21 protein-coding genes are annotated in these 20,450 nt (G+C 69.1%); 9 read left to right on the top strand and 12 right to left on the bottom strand.

Going from position 1 to position 20,450, the window contains the following annotated elements; translation table 11 throughout:
- Positions 1 to 2 precede the first annotated feature (2 nt).
- The gene (locus ACEYYA_RS00495) at positions 3 to 362 is read right to left on the bottom strand and encodes a hypothetical protein (protein ID WP_374796470.1); all 360 of its coding nucleotides are present in this window, start codon (positions 360 to 362) and stop codon (positions 3 to 5) included.
- Between the two features lie 103 nt (positions 363 to 465).
- Here ACEYYA_RS00495 and ACEYYA_RS00490 point away from each other — a divergent pair, with 103 nt between their 5' ends.
- Positions 466 to 696 (top strand): sulfurtransferase TusA family protein, encoded by a 231-nt coding sequence (locus ACEYYA_RS00490; protein WP_374796468.1) that lies wholly within the window; start codon positions 466 to 468, stop codon positions 694 to 696.
- Here ACEYYA_RS00490 and mobA read toward each other — a convergent pair.
- From mobA to dapA, 3 genes are all read right to left on the bottom strand, one after another.
- Entirely contained in the window at positions 693 to 1,295 is a 603-nt protein-coding gene (gene mobA, locus ACEYYA_RS00485) for a molybdenum cofactor guanylyltransferase MobA (protein WP_374796466.1), read from the bottom strand. The two genes, ACEYYA_RS00490 and mobA, sit on opposite strands and share 4 nt — an antisense overlap.
- The gene (gene apbC / locus ACEYYA_RS00480; protein ID WP_374796464.1) at positions 1,296 to 2,369 is read right to left on the bottom strand and encodes an iron-sulfur cluster carrier protein ApbC; all 1,074 of its coding nucleotides are present in this window, start codon (positions 2,367 to 2,369) and stop codon (positions 1,296 to 1,298) included.
- Between the two features lie 72 nt (positions 2,370 to 2,441).
- A complete protein-coding gene (gene dapA / locus ACEYYA_RS00475) occupies positions 2,442 to 3,320 on the bottom strand; it encodes a 4-hydroxy-tetrahydrodipicolinate synthase (protein ID WP_374796462.1) in 879 nt (292 codons plus the stop codon).
- An 82-nt stretch (positions 3,321 to 3,402) separates the two neighbouring features.
- Between dapA and ACEYYA_RS00470 the strand changes: the two genes are divergently transcribed.
- Positions 3,403 to 5,388, top strand: a complete 1,986-nt coding sequence (locus ACEYYA_RS00470) for a lytic transglycosylase domain-containing protein (RefSeq protein WP_374796460.1) — start codon at positions 3,403 to 3,405, stop codon at positions 5,386 to 5,388.
- On the opposite strand, the gene ACEYYA_RS00465 is transcribed toward ACEYYA_RS00470, so the two are convergent.
- Both ACEYYA_RS00465 and mnmD read right to left on the bottom strand, forming a co-directional pair.
- Positions 5,385 to 6,272 carry a DMT family transporter gene (locus ACEYYA_RS00465; RefSeq protein WP_374796458.1) on the bottom strand — a complete coding sequence of 296 codons (888 nt, stop codon included), beginning with the start codon at positions 6,270 to 6,272 and terminating at the stop codon, positions 5,385 to 5,387. The genes ACEYYA_RS00470 and ACEYYA_RS00465 overlap by 4 nt on opposite strands.
- Positions 6,269 to 7,048, bottom strand: coding sequence for a tRNA (5-methylaminomethyl-2-thiouridine)(34)-methyltransferase MnmD (mnmD, locus tag ACEYYA_RS00460; protein ID WP_374796456.1), 780 nt, complete (start codon positions 7,046 to 7,048; stop codon positions 6,269 to 6,271). Before mnmD ends, ACEYYA_RS00465 begins: the two co-directional genes overlap by 4 nt.
- Between mnmD and ACEYYA_RS00455 the strand changes: the two genes are divergently transcribed.
- Both ACEYYA_RS00455 and ACEYYA_RS00450 read left to right on the top strand, forming a co-directional pair.
- Complete coding sequence (locus ACEYYA_RS00455; RefSeq protein ID WP_374796454.1) at positions 6,999 to 8,084, top strand: NAD(P)/FAD-dependent oxidoreductase; 1,086 nt, start codon at positions 6,999 to 7,001, stop codon at positions 8,082 to 8,084. The genes mnmD and ACEYYA_RS00455 overlap by 50 nt on opposite strands.
- A gap of 129 nt (positions 8,085 to 8,213) precedes the next feature.
- Entirely contained in the window at positions 8,214 to 9,053 is an 840-nt protein-coding gene (locus tag ACEYYA_RS00450; protein ID WP_374796452.1) for a CPBP family intramembrane glutamic endopeptidase, read from the top strand.
- Here ACEYYA_RS00450 and ACEYYA_RS00445 read toward each other — a convergent pair.
- The 4 genes from ACEYYA_RS00445 to ACEYYA_RS00430 form a co-directional block, all read right to left on the bottom strand.
- Positions 9,044 to 9,952 carry an esterase-like activity of phytase family protein gene (locus ACEYYA_RS00445; protein WP_374796450.1) on the bottom strand — a complete coding sequence of 303 codons (909 nt, stop codon included), beginning with the start codon at positions 9,950 to 9,952 and terminating at the stop codon, positions 9,044 to 9,046. The genes ACEYYA_RS00450 and ACEYYA_RS00445 overlap by 10 nt on opposite strands.
- A 17-nt stretch (positions 9,953 to 9,969) precedes the next feature.
- The gene (mepA, locus tag ACEYYA_RS00440) at positions 9,970 to 10,869 is read right to left on the bottom strand and encodes a penicillin-insensitive murein endopeptidase (protein ID WP_374796448.1); all 900 of its coding nucleotides are present in this window, start codon (positions 10,867 to 10,869) and stop codon (positions 9,970 to 9,972) included.
- The gene (locus ACEYYA_RS00435; protein ID WP_374796446.1) at positions 10,866 to 12,221 is read right to left on the bottom strand and encodes an MFS transporter; all 1,356 of its coding nucleotides are present in this window, start codon (positions 12,219 to 12,221) and stop codon (positions 10,866 to 10,868) included. The genes mepA and ACEYYA_RS00435 overlap by 4 nt, the downstream gene beginning before the upstream one ends.
- Before the next feature lie 182 nt (positions 12,222 to 12,403).
- Positions 12,404 to 12,931, bottom strand: coding sequence for a thioesterase family protein (locus ACEYYA_RS00430; protein ID WP_374796444.1), 528 nt, complete (start codon positions 12,929 to 12,931; stop codon positions 12,404 to 12,406).
- A gap of 136 nt (positions 12,932 to 13,067) precedes the next feature.
- Between ACEYYA_RS00430 and asd the strand changes: the two genes are divergently transcribed.
- Genes asd through recQ form a run of 3 tightly spaced genes read left to right on the top strand, consistent with a single transcriptional unit; the run spans position 13,068 to position 16,573 of the window.
- Positions 13,068 to 14,231 carry an aspartate-semialdehyde dehydrogenase gene (gene asd, locus ACEYYA_RS00425; protein WP_374796442.1) on the top strand — a complete coding sequence of 388 codons (1,164 nt, stop codon included), beginning with the start codon at positions 13,068 to 13,070 and terminating at the stop codon, positions 14,229 to 14,231.
- Positions 14,232 to 14,234: 3 nt separating this feature from the next.
- On the top strand, positions 14,235 to 14,528 hold the full coding sequence (locus ACEYYA_RS00420) for a YggT family protein (RefSeq protein ID WP_374796440.1): 294 nt from the start codon (positions 14,235 to 14,237) through the stop codon (positions 14,526 to 14,528).
- A gap of 2 nt (positions 14,529 to 14,530) precedes the next feature.
- Positions 14,531 to 16,573, top strand: coding sequence for a DNA helicase RecQ (gene recQ / locus ACEYYA_RS00415; protein ID WP_374796438.1), 2,043 nt, complete (start codon positions 14,531 to 14,533; stop codon positions 16,571 to 16,573).
- On the opposite strand, the gene ACEYYA_RS00410 is transcribed toward recQ, so the two are convergent.
- Together ACEYYA_RS00410 and ACEYYA_RS00405 are read right to left on the bottom strand one after the other, a co-directional pair.
- Positions 16,570 to 17,334 carry a hypothetical protein gene (locus tag ACEYYA_RS00410; protein ID WP_374796436.1) on the bottom strand — a complete coding sequence of 255 codons (765 nt, stop codon included), beginning with the start codon at positions 17,332 to 17,334 and terminating at the stop codon, positions 16,570 to 16,572. The two genes, recQ and ACEYYA_RS00410, sit on opposite strands and share 4 nt — an antisense overlap.
- Entirely contained in the window at positions 17,334 to 17,597 is a 264-nt protein-coding gene (locus ACEYYA_RS00405; RefSeq protein ID WP_374796434.1) for a spike base protein, RCAP_Rcc01079 family, read from the bottom strand. The genes ACEYYA_RS00410 and ACEYYA_RS00405 overlap by 1 nt, the downstream gene beginning before the upstream one ends.
- A 191-nt stretch (positions 17,598 to 17,788) precedes the next feature.
- Here ACEYYA_RS00405 and ACEYYA_RS00400 point away from each other — a divergent pair, with 191 nt between their 5' ends.
- Together ACEYYA_RS00400 and ACEYYA_RS00395 are read left to right on the top strand one after the other, a co-directional pair.
- Entirely contained in the window at positions 17,789 to 19,180 is a 1,392-nt protein-coding gene (locus tag ACEYYA_RS00400) for a bifunctional enoyl-CoA hydratase/phosphate acetyltransferase (RefSeq protein ID WP_374796432.1), read from the top strand.
- A 2-nt stretch (positions 19,181 to 19,182) separates the two neighbouring features.
- The gene (locus ACEYYA_RS00395; RefSeq protein ID WP_374796430.1) at positions 19,183 to 20,352 is read left to right on the top strand and encodes an acetate/propionate family kinase; all 1,170 of its coding nucleotides are present in this window, start codon (positions 19,183 to 19,185) and stop codon (positions 20,350 to 20,352) included.
- Positions 20,353 to 20,450: the final 98 nt, after the last annotated feature.

Below are 20,450 nucleotides of genomic sequence, written 5' to 3'. Positions count from 1 at the left end.
CATCAGCACCGAATTGGAGGGCCACGGGCCTCGGGATCGCCCGGAAGGCGCGCGGCCTGGCGGACGGGCAAGGGGGTCAGCGTCGCGGCCAGCCGCGCCCGCGGCGGCTGCGGCAGCGCCGCGGCATCGGGCAGCGCAACGGCGGGGATGGCGGCGCAATCAAGGCAATGCTTGCAATGACAGCCGCCGGGCATCGCCGGAACGGGCTGGCCCTGGGCATCCAGACTGATCTGGCGCGGGCCGCCCTCGGCGCAGATTTCCATTGTCATGACGCCCGCACCGGCGACCGGCAGGCCCGCCTGCGCGACACCCGTCGCGATCAGCGGCAGGATCGTCAGAATCAGCAAAAGGCGGCGCAGCATGGGCATGACCTCCGCGTATCAGCCACATCCAAACCATCCCTTGATAAAAGTCATGCGACACGCGCATCTTTTTCGGCGCGGCCATTTGCGCTAGACAGCCGCCATGACCCAGCCCGATCAGGATATCGACGCCCGCCACCTGCTGTGCCCGCTGCCGGTGCTGCGGGCGCGCAAGGCGCTGAATGCCCTGCCGAAGGGCGCTGTGCTGCGGATGGCGACGACCGATGGCATGGCGCTGATCGACCTGCCGCATTTCTGCGATCAGGCGGGGCATCAGGTGATCGACCAGGCGACCACCGGTGACACGACGGTCTGGCTGATCCGGCGCGGCTAAGGCCCGGCGATCAGCTGCGCGGCGGCCAGATCCTCGGGGGTGTTGACGTTGAAGAACGGGTCATGCCCGCCGGGTCCGGCGTCAAAGGCCACGATCACAGCGCCCTGCGCCGCCGCCCAGTCGCGCACACGTCGCTGACCCGATTCCAGCGCCGCGCGCAGCGGCGCGCGCAGCGCCACCGGCCACAGGCCGAAGGTCGGGTGATCGTGCATCCGGCCATCCGCGCCCACGCTGGCGGCCAGTGCAAAGGGCGCGCCATGGGCCAGACGCGCGACCAGATCGGCGGGGAAGAACGGCGTGTCGGCAGCCACCGTGACCACCGCGCCAGCCCCCTGCGCCGCCGCCCAATCCATCGCCGCAAGCGCCCCGGCCAGCGGGCCGGGATAGCCCGGCACCGGATCGGCCAGCACCGGCAGGCCAAAGCCCGCCCACCGCGCCGGATCGCCATTGGCATTGATCGCCAGCGGCCCCGCCTGCGGGGTCAGCCGGTCGATCACATGCGCGATCATCGCCCGCCCGGCCAGCAGCCGCAGGCCCTTGTCGCCGCCGCCCATCCGGCTGGACCGCCCGCCGGCAAGGATGACGCCGGGCAGCCGCACTCAGACGATCCCGCCGCCGATCAGACGCCGGGCGACCTGATGGAAGGCCTCGGCCTGCGGGCTGCCCGGCGCGGCGACCACCACCGGAACGCCGTCATCGCCGCCGGTGCGGATGGACAGATGCAGGGGGATCTCGGCCAGCAGCGGCACGCCCATCTGTTCCGCCTCGGCGCGCACGCCACCATGGCCGAAGATATGTTCGGCGCTGCCGCAGGTCGAACAGATATGCACCGACATGTTCTCGATCAGGCCCAGGATCGGCACGTTCAGCTTGCGGAACATGTCGATGCCCTTGCGCGCATCCAGCAGCGCGACGTCCTGCGGGGTCGAGACGATCACCGCGCCTGTCACCGGCACCTTCTGCGCCAGCGTCAGTTGCACATCCCCGGTGCCCGGCGGCAGATCGACGATCAGCACGTCCAGATCGGCGCCGCCCTGCGTCCAAGCCACTTGGAACAGCATCTGCTGAAGCGCCCCCATCAGCATCGGGCCGCGCCAGATCAGCGCCTCGTTTTCCTTGGTGAGCAGGCCCAGCGACATCATCGCCACACCATGCGCGACCAGCGGGATGATGGTCTTGCCATCGGGGCTGGCCGGACGCGCGCTGACACCCAGCATCCGCGGCTGGCTGGGGCCATAGACATCGGCATCCAGCAGGCCCACGCGCTTGCCCGCCGCCGCCAGCGCGCAGGCGAGGTTCGCCGCCACGGTCGATTTGCCGACCCCACCCTTGCCCGAGGCGACGGCGATGATCCGCCGCACGCCCGGCACCGGCTGCGGGCCCGTGGCCGAGGGGCGGGGCTTCAGATCCGGCGGCGGTTTCGGCGTGCCATGCGCGGTCATCGCGATCTGCACCTGGGTCACGCCGGTCAGGCCACGCAGCGCGGCCTCGGCCTGGGCGCGCACAGGCGTCATCACCTCGGCCTGATCGGGCCCGATTTCCATGACAAAGCGGATGGTGCCGCCATCGACGGTCAGCGCCCGCACCAGCCCCGAGGCCACAATGTCGCCTCCGGCAACCGGGTCGGCGATGCGCGACAGCGTGGCAAGAACGTCTTCTCGGGTCACGGACATGGCGGCTCCTTTCAGGTTTTCCCTGATCTGGCCGCTTTTGCGGGCGGGTTCAACCCCGCCCGCCGCGGGGCGTCAGTTCAGCAGCCCGGCGTGACGCATGGCCGCGTCCAGTTGATCGGCGGTGGCCTGCGACACCGGTGTCAGCGGCAGGCGCACATGGTTTTCGATCAGGCCCAGACGCGACATGGCATATTTCGCCCCGGCCACGCCGGGTTCGCAGAAAATCGCCACATGCAGCGGCATCAGCCGGTCCTGGATCTCAAGCGCGGCCTTGTAATCGCCGCGCAGGGTCGCCTCCTGGAACTGGGCGCACAGCTTGGGCGCGACATTGGCGGTGACACTGATGCAGCCCACGCCGCCATGGGCGTTGAAGCCAAGCGCCGTCGCATCCTCGCCCGACAGCTGGATGAAATCCGGGCCGCAGGTGATGCGGGTCAGCGGCACCCGTTCCAGCTTGCCGGTCGCGTCCTTGACGCCGACGATACGCGGCAGCCGGGCCAGTTCGCCCATCGTTTCCGGCATCATGTCGACGACCGAGCGGCCGGGGATGTTGTAGATGATGATCGGCAGCGACGAGGCATCATGCATCGCGGTGTAATGCGCGATCAGCCCGCGCTGCGTCGGCTTGTTGTAATAGGGGGTGACGACCAGCGCGGCATCGGCGCCGACCTCTTGTGCGTGGCGGATCAGGCCGATGCCCTCTGCGGTGGCGTTCGACCCGGCACCCGCGATCACCGGGATGCGGCCACGCGCGGCCTTGACCACCTCGGCGATGACCTGGCCGTGTTCGGCATGGGTCAGGGTCGGGCTTTCGCCGGTGGTGCCGACCGGGACAAGCCCGTGGCTGCCCTGGTCGATATGCCATTCGACCAGCTCATGCAGCTTTTTCATGTCCACGGCCCCGTCCTTGGTGAAAGGCGTGACAAGTGCGGGAATGGACCCTTTGAACATGGCTGCTGTCCTTGGTTGGCAGAATTGTGTCTTGCACCGCGATTATCCTGCCGCGACATAACTGGCAACAGATGGAGAGTGCATGAAACGCCTTATGCCCGCCCTTTGGCTGGCTTTTGCCGCCCTGCCCGGCCTTGCCCTGACCACGCGCCCCGCCGGGGCCGAGGATCAAGCGGCCTTTCGCGCCACCGTCGCCGCCGCCTATCAGCGCGACTGGGGGGCGGCGGCGCAGGCTGCCGCGCGGTCCGGCCCGGTGGCGCAGGCGGTGGCTGACTGGATGCGGTTGCGGTCCGGGGGTGCGCCGCTGGCGGATTATCGCGCCTGGCTGGACGCCCATCCCGACTGGCCCGATCAGGATCGCATCCGCGCCCGCGCCGAGGCCGCCGCCATCGCCGCCCCGCCCCCGCAGGCGCTGGGCTGGTTCGCCGAGAACCCGCCCGCCACGGTTGATGGATCGCTGGCCCGGATCGACGCCCTGGCGCTGACCGGACAGGACGCGCGGGCGGCGGTCGCGCTTGGCCAGCTTTGGCGCACCACCAGCCTGACCGCCGAGCAGGAAGCCGCCCTGCGCGCCCGTTTCGGCGCGCACCTGGCCCCGCATCACCGCGCCCGGCTTGAGATCGCGCTGACCGCCGGTCGCTGGGATCAGGCCGAACGGCTGCTGGTGGATGTGAACCCGGTGCAGGCCGATCTGGCCCGCGCCCGGATCGCGCTGCAAGCCCGGCGCGAGGGCGTGGACGGTCTGATCCGCGCCCTGCCCGAGGGGCTGCGCGATCACGCCGGCCTGACCCGCGACCGCTTTCAGTGGCGGCTGCGCACCGGCCAGCTTGACGGCGCGCGCGCGCTGCTGGACACCATCGCCCCCGCCGCGATGGGCGATCCCGGTGATTGGTCGGCAGGCCGCCTGCGCCTTGCGCGTGAGGCTTTGGCGCAAGCCGACTGGGCCGGGCTGCGCCAGCTTGCTGCGGGGCATGGCCTGACCTCGGGCGGGGATTTCGCAGATCTGGAATGGCTGGCGGGTTATGGCGCGCTGAAAGCGGGCGAACCCTATGACGCGATCGACCATTTCGCGGCTTTGCGCACCGGCGTGTCCACCCCGATCAGCCTGTCACGCGCCGCTTATTGGGAGGGGCGGGCCTATGAACAGGCGGGCGATCTGGCGGGGGCGCATCTGGCCTATGCCCATGCCGTCGCCGTGGGGGGCAGCGCCTATTACGGCCAGCTTGCCGCCGAACGTGCGGGCCTGCCGATGCCCGAAGATCTGACCGGCCTTCAGCCCCTGCCCGATTGGCGCGGCGCGCCCGCGCTGCGCGATCAACCGATGTGGCAGGCGGCTGTCTGGCTGTGGACGGTGGGTGAGGCCGATCTGTCGCGCCGTTTCCTTCTGCAACTGGCCCGCACCCTGCCCGAGGCCGAGGTGCCCCGCGTCGCCCGTTTCGCGCTTGAGCTGAACCAGCCGAACCTGGCGCTGATGATCGGCAAGGCGGCGGCGCTACGCGGCATCGTCATTCCCGCGGCGCTTTACCCGACATCCGGGATCGAGGCCGACCCGCTGCCCGTCGCCCCGGACCTGACGCTGGCCATCGCCCGCCGCGAAAGTGAGTTCAACCCGGTCGTGACATCGCAGGCCGGGGCGCTTGGGCTGATGCAGGTGATGCCCGACACAGGCCGTGCCATGGCAACGGAACTGGCGATCCCATTCGATCAGGGCAAGATGACCGATCCCGATTACAACGCCCTGCTGGGCACCGCCTATCTGGCGCATTTGCAGGACCAGTTCGGGGCCTCGGTCGCCATGGTCGCGGCGGGATACAATGCCGGGCCGGGGCGGCCCCGCCGTTGGGCCACGGCCAATGGCGATCCGCGCGATCCGGCGGTCGATGTCGTCGATTGGGTCGAGGCGATCCCTTTTGCCGAGACCCGCAACTATGTCATGCGCGTGGCCGAAGCGATCCCGCTTTATCGCGCGCGGCTGGCCGGTGGCCCGGTGCCCTGGGGGATCGAGGCGGCGCTGCGCGGCAGCGATCCGGCTGTCGTCCCCGAACCGACCGCGCCCGTGCAGCCCTAGCCGGCGCGGCCCCGACGGCGGGCCAGCCTGCGCCCCCGGATCAGGGTGAACAGCCCCGCCGACACGACGATGGCCCCGCCCAACATGACATGCGGCGCCACCTGTTCGCGGAACACGAAAAACCCGATCAGCGCGATGAACACCAGCTGGAAATAGGCAAAGGGTTGCAGCGCGCTTGCCTCGGCCAGTTCATAGGCGCGGATCATCAGCCAATGCGCCAGGGCGGCGATCAGGCACAACAGCCCCATCCACAGCCAGTCGGTGCCGACCATCGGCTGCCAATGCGGGATGCCCAGGACCGTCGCCAGCACCGCCCCGACCGTGCCGGTATAGAAAAAGCTGACCGCCGCGCTGTCGACGCGCGCGACATAGCGGTTCAGCAGGTTGTAAACGGCAAAGATCAGCGCGCCGATCAGGGGATAGATCGCCTCGGGGGCAAAGACGGTGCTGCCGGGGCGCAGGATCACCAGGATGCCGACAAAGCCGATCATGATCGCCAGCCACCGCCGCCAGCCCACGGCCTCGCGCAGGATCGGGCCAGAAAGGGCGGCGACCATCAGCGGATAGACGGCGAACACCGCGTGGGTGGCAACAAGCCCCAGGTGGACAAAGCCCAGCACCGTCGCCACGATCTCGCACACCAGAAGGATGCCGCGCAGCACCTGAAGCCAGGGCGTCCGCGACCGTGCCGCCGCGCGCAGGCCGCCCGCGCCGCGCATGCCCAGCCAGATGACAAAGGCGGCAAAGAACCAATAACGGATCATCACCACCATATAGACATTGGTGCTGCGGCTGAGGTGGCTGGACAGCGCATCCATGCAGGCAAAGAGGAAGGTCACCGCGATCATCAGCCAGATGCCGCGGCGTGTGTTGGGCTGGCTCATGCCAAGACCCCCGCTGACATGTGCCGCTTGGACCCGAAGCCGGGGCGGCGGGTGACGGTGAACCCGGCCTCGGCCAGGGCGCGGCGGACATGGCCTGCGGCGGTATAGGTGGCAAAGCTACCGCCCGGCGCGGTATGGGCGGCAACCTGCCCCATCAGATCGGGCGACCACAATTCGGGGTTCTTGGCGGGGGAAAAGCCGTCCAGATACCAGGCATCGGCGCGGCCAGCCCAGTCGGGCAGGCAGGCGCGTGCGTCACCGATGATGACCTGCACATCCGCCGGGCCAAGCGCGAAATCCCGCGCGCCGCTGGCCCAGGCGGCGACCAGATCACCGGCCAAGGGCGCCAGTTCGGGAAAGGCCGACAAAGCCCGGCCCACATCGGCGGCGGCCATCGGGAAGGCCTCGAAACTGGCAAAGCGGAACCGGCCGGGCGTCGCGGCCTGCATCCAGGCCTGAACGGTGGCCAGCAGGTTCAGCCCGGTGCCAAAGCCCAGTTCGGCGATCTGCATCCCCGCCCGGAACCGCGCCGGCAAGCCGTTGCCCGCCAGAAAGACATGCCGCGTTTCCGCCAGCCCGCCCGACAGGCTGAAATAGGGGTCGTCAAAGACCCGCGCCACGGGGATCGCGCCATCGCGCCAGTCAAGAAGGGGTGCGTCGGTTTGCAACTGGATGCCTGCGCGGGTCTGTGAAATAGCGGGTGCAGACTGACCGGGGATGGCGGCAATGACAAGACACCCAGCGGGCGATCCGATCACCGTGGTCGGCGGCGGCATCTTTGGCCTGGCCTGCGCGGTGACGCTGGCACAGCGCGGCGCGGGCGTGCGGCTGGTCGAAAGGGACCGGATCGGCGCAGGCTCCAGCGGCGGGCATGTGGGGGCGCTTGCGCCGCATGTGCCCGAACAGTGGAACGACAAGAAGCAGGTGCAACTGGACAGCCTGCTGGCGGCAGGCGCCTTCTGGGCCGAGGTTGCGCAGGCGGGCGGTCGTGATCCGGGCTATGCGTGCAGCGGTCGGGTGCAGCCGCTGCCCGACGATCAGGCGGTGGCGCGCGCGCATGACCGCGCGGCGGGCGCGGCCGACCTATGGCAGGGCCGCGCCGAATGGCGGGTGCTGGCGCGCAAGGATCTGGCCCCGCACCTGCCCGAGGGGCTGATCCCGCCCAGCCCCACCGGGCTTTATGTGTTCGACACGCTGAGCGCCCGCATCAGCCCCCGCGCTGCGGGGCAGGCCCTGGCGGCGGCGCTGCGCGCCCTGGGCGGGCGGATCGACATCGACCCGGATTTCCCCGAGGCACCCCGCCCCGGCATGGGCCGCACGCTGTGGGCCACCGGCGCGGCGGGGCTTGACGCGCTGTCGCGCCAGATCGGGCGACCGGTCGGCGCGGGCATCAAGGGGCAGTCGGCCCTGCTGGCCCATACCGCCCCGTCCAGCGCGCAGGTCTTTGTCGATGGCCTGCACATCGTGCCCCATGCCGATGGCACCACTGCCATCGGTTCGACGACCGAGCGCGACTTTGCCGACCTGGCCACCGACGCCCGGCTGGAGGATCTGATCGTGCGCGCCCGCGCCGCCTGCCCCGCTTTGGCCGATGCGCCGGTGATCGACCGCTGGGCCGGTGCCCGCCCGCGCGCCCGGTCGCGCGCGCCGATGCTGGGCGACTGGCCCGGCCATCCCGGCCATGTCATTGCCAATGGCGGCTTCAAGATCGGCGTGGGGATGGCCCCCGGTGTGGCTGCGATGATCGCCGATCTGATGCTGGACGGCCACGACCGGATCCCCGCCGATTTCCGTGTCGCGGCCAGTTTGTAGGCCTTGAAGGCTTGCCAACCGCACCTTGATCAAATCTGGATGATGCCAAGGCAGTCTGGCCGGCGCGGGCCGCAGACCTTGGCACATAATCGACGCGGCCCGCGCCCTTGATCCGCGAAAGGTTGACCGATGTTTTCACCCCAATCCTGGCGCCCCGCGCCGCTGCCCTTTGCCTGGGGGGCCGCGCTTCCCGCCGCGCTGCTGCTGGGGCTGACGGGGATGGTGCCGATCATCCGCTTTGGGGCGCTGCTGCAATTCGGCCTGGCCGGGGTGCTGGCGGTCGGGCTGCTGGCGCTTGGCGCGGGGCGGCTGGATCGCGGCGTTGTGGGACTGGGGCGTGCTCCGGTGATCCGCTGCCTGCTGGTCGGGCTGGCGGGGCTGGCGGTGTTTTATGGCGGCATGTCGCTGATCGGCGCCATCAAGGGCGACGCCGCGGCCGCCGATCAGGCGCAGGCGGTGCAGCGGCTGCTGAACTTCGGCAAGAACCCGCGCGCCGATCTGATGATGATCCTGCTGACCACGCTGATCGCCCCGATCGTCGAGGAGATCATCTTTCGCGGCCTGCTGTTTCGTGGCCTGCGCGACGGGCTGACGCGCGGCGGCTTTGTCCGCCGCCAGCCGGATGCACTGACCCGCCGCCTGCCCGCGCAGGTCGCGCTGCTGATCGCCCTGGCGGTGTCGGCCTGGGCCTTCATCGACATCCACGGCGGCGACGGGCAAGACGGGCTGGTGCTGGAATACGGCCTGTTCGCCACGGTCATGGCGCTTGGCTATCACCTGTCGGGCAGCCTGATCGTGCCGATGGTGCTGCATTCCATCGTCAACACCACCACCCTGTTCGGCGCCGCCACAGCCGAGGGCGCGCCGGACCTGGCCGATGGCCTGATCGGGCTGATCGTCGCGGGACCGGTTCTGGTGATCCTGGTCGCACTACTGATCGGGCGGTTGCTGCCACGCGCTCAGCCCTGATCGGGCAGCCGATATTCGACGATCTCGGTTGACTGGAAGATGACGAAATTGTCGTCCGACACCATGGTCAGCCGGATCGCGCCGCTGCTGTCGCGCCAGACGCTGATCCCCTCAAGGTTGTCATGGGTGCGCGGGGTGGTTTCCAGCACCACCTGGCCGCCGGTCAGGTCGGCCTCGAACCGGCGCACCCGGCTGGCAAAGCCCAGCAGGCCCAGGAAATGCCGCTCAAGCAGGTAGAACCGGCCATCGGGACCAAAGTCGGCCCCGACCGCGCGCCATTCGCCATCACGCGGCAGGCTGGCAATCTGATCCCAGCCCTTGCCATCGTGGCGCCAGACCGGGAAGGGCGTGTCGGGCGTCGCGGTGCTTTCGGGCAAGGTGTGGATGGCGCCTTCGGCATCGATCGCCAAGGCTTCAAGCCCGTCGCGGTCATCCAGCGCCTTGAACGGCGGTGGCCGGGTCAGCGGCTTGGCCGGCGCGTCGATGTGATCGTAAAGCACCACCCGCGCCAGCCCCTCGAATGACACGGCAATGCGGCCATCGGCGGTCATCGCCAGCCCCTCGGCATCGGCCATCCGCCCGATGCGCAGCGCCTCACCCTTGGAATCGGCCAGCTTCGCGCGCGCCAGCACCGAGACGCCGGTGATGCGCCCTGTCATGTCGCGCTCGATCCGGCCTTGCCAGATCTGGCCACGGTCGGTGATCGCCGTCATCGCGGTGCCGGTCGCGTCCAACTCGATCCCCGAAAAGCCGCCGAACGCCGGGTCCGGGTCGCGCCAGGCAAAGACCGAGACCAGCTCGGCCTGCACCGGCGCGCGCGGCGTTTCGGCGATCAGCGGCACGGCGAACAGCGCACCGGCCAAGACCAGCGCCCAGGTCGGGTTCGGGGGCATCCGCATGGCGTCGGGCGCGCGCCCTAGCGCCCGACCAGCGCGCCACATTGGCGCGGCAGATCAGCCAGGGTGAACTGGCGCGGATGCTTGGTCTTGGGTGTCTCGGTGTCATCCTCGGACCCTTTGCGGGGCTTCAGCGCATCCGTTACCCACCAGTTCAGCGTCTCGTCGCAGCCCGACCCGCCCTTGGACAGCTGCGCCACCGTGGGGGTCTGGGTCTGGCAGTTGGGCGACCCGGCCGGGCATTTCAGCCGCACGTGGAAGTGATAGTTGTGCCCCCAGGCCGGACGGATCTTTTGCAGCCAAGCCGCATCACGCGGCCCGGCGGCGTTGCACATGGCGATCTTGACGGCGGCGGCGACAAAGATCCGGTCGACGCGCGGATCGCTGGCGGCGGCGCGCAACAGCGCCTGATGCTGGGGCGTCCAGTTGCCGTTGATCCGGCGCTGATCCTCGGTCCGCACCGAGATCGAGCTGATCGTTTCACGCTGTTGCGGCGACAGCCGCAGGCTTGGCGGTGGCAGCATCCAGATATCGGCATCCAGCCCCATCTGATGACTGGCGTGGCCCGTCAGCATCGGGCCGCCGCGCGGCTGGCTCATGTCGCCGACATACAGCCCCTGCCACCCGATCTGCCGCGCGGCCCGTGACAGGCCGATGACAAAGCCGACCAGTTCGGGATGCCCCCAGTTGCGATTGCGCGACAGCCGCATCGCCTGCCAGGTCGGGCCGGTCTCGGGCAGCTGCACAAGGCCCGCGGCACATCCGCGCGCATAACTGCCGATGGCCTGCGGCGCACCGCCCGACCCCGCGCGCTGCGCGCCGAACAGATCCTTGGCCAAAGGTGCGGCCTGAACCGGGGCGGCCATGGGAACGGCCAGCGAAAGCGCCGTCAGCGCGGGGATGATGAACTTGCGGATCATGCGCGGTCTCCTTGCGGCTTGACCCAGATTAGCAGCACCAGCGACAGGATGAACAGGCCGATCAGCGGCGAGATGCCAAGCCGTTGCGAAGACGTGATCGCAGTGACCCCGGCGATCAGCGCGGGCGCCAGAAACGCGGTCGCCTTGCCCGACAGCGCGTAAAGGCCAAAGGCCTCGGTCGCGCGGTCGGGCGTGGTGTGACGCACCATCATCGTGCGCGAGGCCGATTGCAGCGACCCGCCCGCACCGCCGATCACCACGCCACAGGCGTAAAAGATCGCATTGGCCGTGGCCGGGCTGATCGGCACGCCCCAGACCGACGCGGGCGTCATCCCCACGATCACCGTGCAGACGGCAATCAGCGCCAGCACGGTGGCAATCAGCACCGGCTTCGGGCCATAGCGCCGGTCGGCCCGCCCGCCGATCCAGGACACGATCGCCGCCGCCACCGCCGAAATCACACCGAAGATGCCGATCTGGATCACGCTCCACCCCAGCACGCCCGAGGCATAGACCCCGCCAAAGGCATAAAGCCCGTTCAGCGCATCGCGAAACAGCATCGACGACCCCAGATAGGCCGACAGCGACCGCCGCCCCGGCAAGGATCGCAGCAGCGCCATCAGGTCACGCCAGGCCCGGCCCAGATCGACCGGCGCGCGGGTGCTGCGCGGCTCGCGCACCCACAGAAAGAACGGGATCATGAAGACCACATACCAGATCGCGCTGAACGGCCCGACAAAGCGGGTGCCTTCGCGCGCGGTCGCATCAAGCCCCAGGATCGGGTCCAGCCCGATCAGCGTCTTGCCGGTCACGCCGCTTTCGGCAAACAGCGCCAGCATGATCGCCAGCGACACCACGCCCCCCGCATAGCCAAAGGCAAAGCCCGACCCCGAGATGCCGCCAAGCTGCTCATCCTCGGCCAGGTCGGGCAGCAGGGCATTGGTGAAGATCGTGGTGAACTCCATCCCGATCAGCCCGATGCCGAACAGGATGACGACGCTCATCAGCGGCGGCTGCACCGGCACCAGCCACCACAGGCCCAGACTACCGACCACATAAAAGACCGAGAAGATCCAGATCCAGACCATCCGTCGCCCGCTTTGGTCAGCCACCGCCCCCAACAACGGCGCCAGGATGGCGATGATGATGCCCGATGCCGTCAGCCCCCAGCCCCAGGCGCTTTGCGCGGCGGCACCGGCGGCGGCGGCCTCCATCCCCTGCGCGGCGAAATGCGCGCGGGCGACCTCGGCGAAATAGGGGCCGAAGATGAAGGTCAGGACCAGCGTGTTATAGGGCTGGCTTGCCCAGTCAAAGAAATACCAGCCCCAGATACGTTTCTTTGCGCTGACCATGATGCCCCCCGTTTGCGCGGATCAAGCCCGAAAGCCAGGCCTGCGGCAAGCGAAAGCTGCGCCCCGACGCAGGGTCATCTGCACCCCTGCCCCGGCCCTTGGGGCACGACATGCCCCTTCTTTCTTGCCCAAATACGCACCTTTTTCGGGGGCAGCGCCGCAAGGTGGCGCGCGGGCGCGGCTTACATCTGCGGCGGCCAGGGGCGCTGCGCATCCGCCGCGATCCAGGCCTGCACCCAGTCGGGCAGGGCCGGGCTGTCACCCGCGCCCATGGCGGCGGCGACCTCGGCTGTCGGGACCATGCCGCCCTTGTTGATCGCGGCCGATCGCAGCAGCATGTGGTTCAGGCACTCATCCCCGCGCCACATCGACTGTTCCATATAGAAAAACCGCGCGTCCCAGCCGATGCAGCGCGACCGCATCTGAAACCGCTGGAACATCGTCACGCGGCGGCGATACCGGGTGGTGTTGCCCGCCACGGTGATGCCCCAGCCCTTGTCCTTCAGCACCTTGATGAAGCCGGTGCGCATCACCAGCGGGATCCGGCCCAGATCATACAGGGTCAGGGTGCGACCATTGTTAAGCTCGACCCAGGGGTCCAGATCCCAGGGCCAGCAGATGTGCTGCGACACATGCGTGCCGGTGATCGGCAGTGCGGGCGCATTGCGGAACTTGATCGCCTCTTTCGCCAGACGCAGGAACGGATACATGGCGGGCCTTTCACGGATCGGTGCTTTGCCCCGAAAAACCAGCCCTTGAAGGCCGCGTCAACCGTTCCGCCGGGTCAGCCGCCATTGCACCGCCCGCCCGCCTGCACTAGGTTCGCGCCAATTTCGACGCAGGAACATGGGTGAGATGATGCAAAAGGGTGGCGCGCGCCCGCGTGTGGGGCTGGTTGGCTGGCGGGGCATGGTCGGGTCGGTGCTGATGGACCGCATGACCGCCGAGGGCGACTTTGACCATATCGACCCGGTGTTCTTTTCGACCTCGAACGCCGGCGGCAAGGCCCCGATGGGCGATGCGCCGCTGGGCGATGCGCATGATCTGGCCGCGCTGAAGTCCTGCGATATCATCATCACCTGCCAAGGCGGCGATTACACCACGCAGGTGTTCGGCCCGCTGCGCGCCGAGGGCTGGGACGGTCACTGGATCGACGCGGCCTCGACCCTGCGGATGTCGGATGATGCTGTGATCGTGCTGGACCCGGTGAACATGGGTGTGATCCGCGACGCTATGGCGCGCGGCGGGCGCAACTGGGTCGGCGGCAACTGCACCGTGTCCTGCATGCTGATGGGGGTCGGCGCGCTTTACAAGGCCGGGCTGGTCGACTGGATGTCGACCCAGACCTATCAGGCGGCCTCGGGCGGCGGCGCGCAGCACATGCGCGAGCTGCTGACCCAATACGGCACCCTGAACGCCGAGGTCCACGACCTGCTGGACGATCCGAAATCCGCCATCCTGGACATCGACCGCAAGGTGCTGGCGCGTCAGCAGGCGATGCTGGGCGGGGATGAATCGCAACAGTTCGGCGCGGTTCTGGGCGGCAGCCTGATCCCCTGGATCGACAAGGATCTGGGCAACGGCATGTCGCGCGAGGAATGGAAGGGCATGGCCGAGACCAACAAGATCCTGGGTCGCGGCCCGGATGCGGTCGGCGGCTCGAACGCCCCGGCGATCCCGGTGGATGGCTTCTGCGTGCGCGTCGGCGCGATGCGCTGCCACAGCCAGGCGCTGACCTTCAAGCTGAACCGTGACGTGCCGGTGGATGAGATCGAGGCGATGATCGCCGCCGACAACGACTGGGTGAAGGTCGTCCCGAACACCCGCGAGGACACGATGCGCGACCTGACGCCCGTGGCGGTCACCGGCACCCTGACCATCCCGGTCGGGCGCATCCGCAAGCTGGCGATGGGGCCGGACTATGTCGGCGCCTTCACCATTGGCGACCAGCTTCTGTGGGGCGCGGCCGAGCCGCTACGCCGCATGTTGCGCATCCTGATCGAGGGCTAAGCCATGGTCACCCTTTACCAGGCCCTGACGATGATCCTGAATGTCATCTGGTTCGTGATGATCGCCCATATCATCATGTCCTGGCTGATCTCCTTTCAGGTGCTGAACCTGCGTCAGCCGCTGGTCGCGCAGATCTGGTATGGCCTGTCCAACCTGCTGGAACCGATCTACACGCCGATCCGCCGCATCCTGCCCAACACGCCGGGCTTTGACCTGGCGCCGCTGGTGGCCTTCATCATCCTGCTGATCGCCCAGCGGGCACTGGCCAACAACGCGGGCTTTTTTTACGGCGGCTGACCTTGGCCGAAGCCCATCGCCTGCTGGCCGAGGTTTTCGGCTTTGACGCCTTTCGCCCCGGGCAAGAGGAGATCGTGCGCGCGGTTGCGGCGGGGCGCGATGTGCTGGCGATCATGCCGACCGGCGGCGGCAAGTCGCTGTGCTTTCAGCTTCCGGCGCTGATGGGCGATGGGGTGACGCTGGTCGTCTCGCCCTTGATCGCGCTGATGCGCGACCAGGTGCGGGCGCTGGAGCAGGCGGGGGTGGCGGCGGGGGCGCTGACCTCGGCCAATACGCCTGACGAAAACGACGCGGTGTTTGCGGCGCTGCAAGATGGCCGGTTGCGGCTTTTGTATATGGCGCCCGAGCGGCTGGCGATGGGCGGCACCGCCGCGCTGCTGCGCCGCGCCGGGATCCGCCGCATCGCGGTGGATGAGGCGCATTGCGTCAGCCAATGGGGTCATGACTTCCGCCCCGATTACCTGCGCATCGGCGAATTGCGCCGCGCGCTGAACGTGCCGCTGGCCGCCTTCACCGCCACCGCCGATGCCGAGACCCAGGCCGAGATCGTCACCCGTCTGTTCGATGGACGCACGCCCGACACCTTTCTGCGCGGCTTCGACCGGCCCAATATCCATATCGCGTTTCAGCCCAAGGACCGCCCGCGCGAACAGATGCTGGCTATCGCCGCCGCCCGGCGCGGCCTGTCGGGCATCGTCTATTGCGCCGCCCGCGCACGCACCGAAACCCTGGCCGCCGCGCTGTCCGAAGCCGGCCACACCGCCATCGCCTATCACGCCGGGATGGAACCGGACGCCCGCCGCGCCGCCGAGGCACGTTTCCAGCGCGAGGACGGGCTGATCGTCGTCGCCACCGTCGCCTTCGGCATGGGCATCGACAAGCCCGACATTCGCTGGGTCGCCCATGCCGATCTGCCCAAGTCGATCGAGGCCTATTACCAGGAGATCGGCCGCGCCGGCCGCGACGGCGCCCCGGCCGAGGCGATCGCGCTTTATGGCGCCGACGACATCCGCCTGCGCCGCACCCAAATCGACGAAGGCCTTGCCCCGCCCGACCGCAAATCCGCCGATCACGCCCGGCTGAACGCGCTGCTGGGGCTGGCGGAATCCACCGGCTGCCGCCGCGTCCGCCTGTTGGCCTATTTCGGGGAGGACGCCACCCCCTGCGGCAATTGCGATCTGTGCGACAGCCCGCCCGATCTGTTCGACGCGACCGAGGCGGTGCAAAAGGCCCTGTCCGCTGCGCTGCGGTCGGATGAACGCTTTGGCGCGGGCCATGTCATCGACATCCTGATCGGCAATGCCACTGACAAGGTGCGCCAGAACGGCCATGACCGCCTGCCGACCTTCGGCGTGGGCCGCGATCTGCCGCGCCTGCACTGGCAGGCGATCCTGCGGCAGATGATGGGCCTCGATCTGGTGCGCCCCGACCCTGCGCGCCACGGCGCCCTGGTGCTGACCGAGGCCGCCCCGCCCGTGCTGCGCGGCGAGGTCCGCATCACCCTGCGCCGCGACAGCCTGCGGCGCGCCCCGGAACGCGCCCCCGCCCAGGCGCTTGTCGCCGATGAGGACGCGGGCCTGCTGGCTGCGCTGAAGGCCAAGCGCCGCGAACTGGCCGAGGCCGCGCGCGTGCCCGCCTATGTCATCTTCCCAGATCGCACGCTGATCGAAATGGCCACCCGCCGCCCGCAGACGCTGGATCAGATGGCCCATGTGAACGGCGTCGGCGCGAAAAAGCTGGACAGCTACGGCCAGGATTTCCTGCGGGTCATCAACGACGACGCGCCCGATCTGCACCCGGCGCGCCGGGCCTTGGCCGGACGCAGCGCGGGCGACGCCTATGACCGGCTGGAGAGTGCCGCCCGCGATCTGGCGCGTGGCAGCGACGGCACCGAAAAGCCGCTGAGCCTGTCGCACAGCAGCCTCCGCGCCATTGCCGAACGCCGCCCGCGCACCCTGTCGCAACTGGCCGCCATCAGCGGCGTCGGCACGCAAAAGGCCGGGCGTTTCGGCCCGGCCTTCCTGAAGATCCTGTCCGAGGCCTAAGCCGCCAGCCGTGCCAGGCGATAGCTTTCCAGCGCCGCGCGCTGTGCAGGCCCCAGTGTCCAGCCGACCGTCATCACCACGTCGCGGATGCGCAGGCCGCCCGGCACCGACACGCCGCTGGCATTGCGCGCGCCGCCCAGAACCAGCACAGGCCCGGCCTCGGACAGACCGCGGTTGTTCAGATAGGACCGCGCCATCGCCACGCCGTTGCGCCAGGCCGTGATCCCCGCAAGCGCCGCGCCGGTGCCACCCGGCAGATCCCACTCCAGACTTTCGGCCCCGCCGGCGGTGGGCAACGCCCATTGCGCGTTATAGCCCGGATTGCCCAGAAACAGCCGCGCCTGCGTTGCCGCATAGACCGTCGCGGTGGATGAGGTGTTGGCGCCGCCGACCATCGGTCCATGATACAGATTGACCGCCGCGCTGCGCTGCCCATCCGTCAGCAGCCAGATCGACCAGGCCACCGGCGGCGCCCAGGCGATCGGCGGCGTAGCGGCCACATGGTCATAGCAGCCCGCCGCGCAATCGACAAAGCTGACCCCGCCCCGGGTGATGCGCCCCGGCTGACCAACCGCCGACAAGGCCCGCGCCGCGCCATGGCGGGTGGCCCAGGTCGCGCCTGCTTCCTCGACCGCCCAGTGGTGGAATGTCCCGCCCTGCGCCATCAGATCGGCGGGAAACGGGTCGTCGGGGACGGGCTGCGGCACCGGCTGCGGCGCGCCCCGCCCGCGCCGCGTCAGATCGACCTGAACCCCGATCATCACACCATCCCGACCAGCGCGGTGGCGGTTGTGCCCGTCGCCTGCACCGACTGCACGCGCATCGGCAGCAGCGTTCCCGCCGCGACCGATTTCAGCACCACCGCCTGCCCCGAGGCCAGCCGCAGCGCCACATCCCCCGCCCCGCCCACATACAGCGCGCGCGTCAGCTCGGGCAGGGCGGCGCTGTCGCTGGGGGTGATGGCAAAGCCGCCCATCACGGGGCTGGTCAGCGACGGCGCAAAGCCTGCGAAACGATCCTTCATGGCGATCCTCCGGTGGTGGTCAAAGCGCCGTTATCGACGAGCTTTGCCAACGACCTGTTAACCCGGCGCGCGTATGTTGCGCCAAAACCGCAACGACGGCGATTCGGGTCGTGCTGACGTGACGTCAGGCTGCTACCCGACGCGCCAACGGCCGATAGCCGGGACCACAGAAGGTGGAAAGGAGACGCGACATGGTTGAAAACCAGACGTTCGAGGAACTGACCCTGGGGGCCGCGGCCGAACACACCCACCTGTGCACCGTCGATGACCTGCTGATCTTCGCAAATGCCTCGGGCAACCATAACCCGATGCACATTCCCGATGCCGATGGCGATGGCGACGGCACGCCCGAGGCTGTGGCGCCGGGCATGTTCCTGGCGGCGCTGATCTCGGCGGTGCTGGGCAACCAGTTGCCGGGGCCAGGCACGCTCTATCGCGCGCAGACGCTGACCTTTCATGACCGCGCCCATGCCGGGGATGAGTTGCGCACCCGCGTGACGGTGGCCGCCAAGAACCCCGATGGCACCGTCGATCTGGATACCACCGTGCATCGCACCGCCGATGGCGCGCTGATCCTGTCGGGCCGTGCCAGCGTGGTCGCGCCGCGCCGCAAGGTGATCTATGACGACCGCGACATTCCCGGCCTTGTCGTCCGCTCGCACCGGCATTTCGATGCGCTGCTGCATCAGGCCGAGCCGCTGCCCGCGCTGCGCACCGCCGTCGTCTGCCCCGAGGAGGCAAGCGCCCTGGGTGGCGCCCTGCTGGCGGCGCGTCACACCATCATCACGCCCGTCCTGGTCGGCAACCGCGACCGCATCCTGGCCGCGGCGCAAGCGATTGGCGAAGACATTTCGGGCTTTGAAATCGTTCACGAACCGCGCCCGCGACTGGCCGCCGAAGCCGCCGTCCGGCTGGTCAACGAAGGCCGGGCTGAGGCGGTGATGAAGGGGCATCTGCATACCGATGACCTGCTACGCCCGATGCTGGATCGCCAGACCGGGCTGCGCACAGGCCGCCGCTTCACCCATATCTTCGTGATGGATGTGCCGGGCCTGCCGCATCCGCTGCTGGTCAGCGACGCGGCGATCAACATCGCGCCCGACCTGCCGACCAAGGTCGACATCTGCCAGAATGCCATCGACCTGGCGATCTCGATCGGGATTGCCGAACCCAAGGTCGGCGTGCTGTCGGCGGTCGAGACCGTGAACCCCGACATCCCGTCCTCGATGGATGCGGCGCTGCTGTCGAAAATGGCCGAGCGCGGGCAGATCACCGGCGGCATGGTCGATGGTCCGCTGGCGATGGACAACGCGGTCGATCTGGCCGCCGCGCGTGCCAAGGGCATCCGCTCTGCCGTTGCGGGCCGGGCCGAGGTGCTGGTGGTGCCGGGCATCGACGCGGGCAACATGCTGGCCAAGCAACTGGCCTATATCAGCCATGCCGAGGCCGCGGGCCTGGTGATGGGCGCGCGGGTGCCGATCATCCTGAACTCTCGCTCCGACAGCGAGATGTCGCGGCTGGCCTCATGCGCGGTGGCAGCGATCCATCACGCGCGCATCAACGGCATCGCGGCGCAGGCGTGACCATGGCCGACAAGACCGTGCTGACCCTGAATGCGGGGTCGTCGTCGCTGAAGTTCGCGCTGTTTCGGGGGGCATCGGATCAGCCTGATCTGGTCGGCATCGTCGATCGGATCGGTGGCCCGACGGCGGTGATCCGGGCCAAGGCGGCGGATGGCCGCCGTATCGAACACGGCTTGCAGGGCGATCAGGCCGATGGTCACCCAGGGGCCGCGCGCGCGGTTCTGGCGATGCTGGACCGGCAGGCCGGTGGCGCGATCCCGGTCGCAGTCGGCCACCGCATCGTGCATGGCGGCCCCGATCTGGTCGCGCCTGCCGTGCTGACCCCGGGTCTGGTCGGCCGGCTGTCGCGCTATGAGGCCCTGGCCCCGCTGCATCAGCCGCACAATCTGGCGGCGGTGCGGGCCGCCCAGGCGGCTTTCCCCGACGCGGTGCAGGTCGGCTGCTTTGACACCGCCTTTCACCGCAGCCACCCTTGGGTCGAAGATGTCTATGCCTTGCCGCGCGAACTGGCCGATCAGGGTATTCGCCGCTATGGCTTTCACGGCCTGTCCTATGACTACATCGCAGGCTGGCTGGCCCGGCACGAACCTGCGCTTCATGCCGGTCGGGTGATCGTCGCGCATCTGGGCAATGGCGCTTCGGCCTGCGCGCTGCGGGGTGGGGTCTCGGTCGCCTCGACCATGGGGTTCTCGCCGCTGGACGGGCTGGTGATGGGCACGCGCCCCGGCCAGATCGACCCGGGCGTCTTGCTGTATCTGATGCAGCAGGGCATGGACGCTGCGGAACTGGGCGATCTGCTGTATAAACGCTCGGGCCTGCTGGGGCTGTCCGGCATCTCGAACGACATGCGCGTGCTTGAGGGGTCGGATCGCCCCGAGGCGGAGCAGGCTATCGGCTATTTCATCCACCGCCTGCGGCGTGAAATCGCCAGTCTGGCCGCCGTTCTGGGCGGGGTGGACGCGCTGATCTTCACCGCCGGGATCGGTGAAAACGCCCCCGCCATCCGCGCCGCCACATGTGAGGGGATGGGCTGGATGGGCCTTGCCATCGACCCCGCCCGCAACGCCGCCGGTGACACCGACATCACCGCCCCATGCGCCACCGCCCGCGTACTGGTCGTGCCCACCAATGAGGAGTTGGTGATCGCGCGGGCGGCCCGCGCGGCGATCTAGCAAAAGGGCGCGCCTGGTGGACGGCCACCAGAAGCGCCCAGTGCGCCCCCCGTCAAGTGCCCTTGCCGATGGCCAGCGCGGCGCGACCAGCCCGCGCC

It is taken from the genome of Paracoccus zhouxuedongae (assembly GCF_041927815.1).
Classification (GTDB): Bacteria; Pseudomonadota; Alphaproteobacteria; order Rhodobacterales; family Rhodobacteraceae; genus Paracoccus.
The sequence above is the reverse complement of the archived record's forward strand: the minus strand, read 5'-3'. Positions and strand labels throughout refer to the sequence as shown.

Coding starts and splice junctions, on each gene's coding strand:
- ACEYYA_RS00395 (WP_374796430.1), top strand. CDS start 19,183: ATGGCCGACAAGACCGTGCTGACCCTGAATGCGGGGTCGTCGTCGCTG.
- mepA (WP_374796448.1), bottom strand. CDS start 10,869: ATGATCCGCAAGTTCATCATCCCCGCGCTGACGGCGCTTTCGCTGGCC.
- dapA (WP_374796462.1), bottom strand. CDS start 3,320: ATGTTCAAAGGGTCCATTCCCGCACTTGTCACGCCTTTCACCAAGGAC.
- ACEYYA_RS00470 (WP_374796460.1), top strand. CDS start 3,403: ATGAAACGCCTTATGCCCGCCCTTTGGCTGGCTTTTGCCGCCCTGCCC.
- ACEYYA_RS00495 (WP_374796470.1), bottom strand. CDS start 362: ATGCTGCGCCGCCTTTTGCTGATTCTGACGATCCTGCCGCTGATCGCG.
- ACEYYA_RS00410 (WP_374796436.1), bottom strand. CDS start 17,334: ATGATCGGGGTTCAGGTCGATCTGACGCGGCGCGGGCGGGGCGCGCCG.
- mnmD (WP_374796456.1), bottom strand. CDS start 7,048: ATGCCGCCGCCGACCACGGTGATCGGATCGCCCGCTGGGTGTCTTGTC.
- ACEYYA_RS00445 (WP_374796450.1), bottom strand. CDS start 9,952: ATGCGGATGCCCCCGAACCCGACCTGGGCGCTGGTCTTGGCCGGTGCG.
- ACEYYA_RS00420 (WP_374796440.1), top strand. CDS start 14,235: ATGGTCACCCTTTACCAGGCCCTGACGATGATCCTGAATGTCATCTGG.
- ACEYYA_RS00455 (WP_374796454.1), top strand. CDS start 6,999: ATGACAAGACACCCAGCGGGCGATCCGATCACCGTGGTCGGCGGCGGC.
- ACEYYA_RS00430 (WP_374796444.1), bottom strand. CDS start 12,931: ATGTATCCGTTCCTGCGTCTGGCGAAAGAGGCGATCAAGTTCCGCAAT.
- ACEYYA_RS00450 (WP_374796452.1), top strand. CDS start 8,214: ATGTTTTCACCCCAATCCTGGCGCCCCGCGCCGCTGCCCTTTGCCTGG.
- ACEYYA_RS00400 (WP_374796432.1), top strand. CDS start 17,789: ATGGTTGAAAACCAGACGTTCGAGGAACTGACCCTGGGGGCCGCGGCC.
- asd (WP_374796442.1), top strand. CDS start 13,068: ATGGGTGAGATGATGCAAAAGGGTGGCGCGCGCCCGCGTGTGGGGCTG.
- ACEYYA_RS00490 (WP_374796468.1), top strand. CDS start 466: ATGACCCAGCCCGATCAGGATATCGACGCCCGCCACCTGCTGTGCCCG.
- ACEYYA_RS00405 (WP_374796434.1), bottom strand. CDS start 17,597: ATGAAGGATCGTTTCGCAGGCTTTGCGCCGTCGCTGACCAGCCCCGTG.
- apbC (WP_374796464.1), bottom strand. CDS start 2,369: ATGTCCGTGACCCGAGAAGACGTTCTTGCCACGCTGTCGCGCATCGCC.
- ACEYYA_RS00465 (WP_374796458.1), bottom strand. CDS start 6,272: ATGAGCCAGCCCAACACACGCCGCGGCATCTGGCTGATGATCGCGGTG.
- ACEYYA_RS00435 (WP_374796446.1), bottom strand. CDS start 12,221: ATGGTCAGCGCAAAGAAACGTATCTGGGGCTGGTATTTCTTTGACTGG.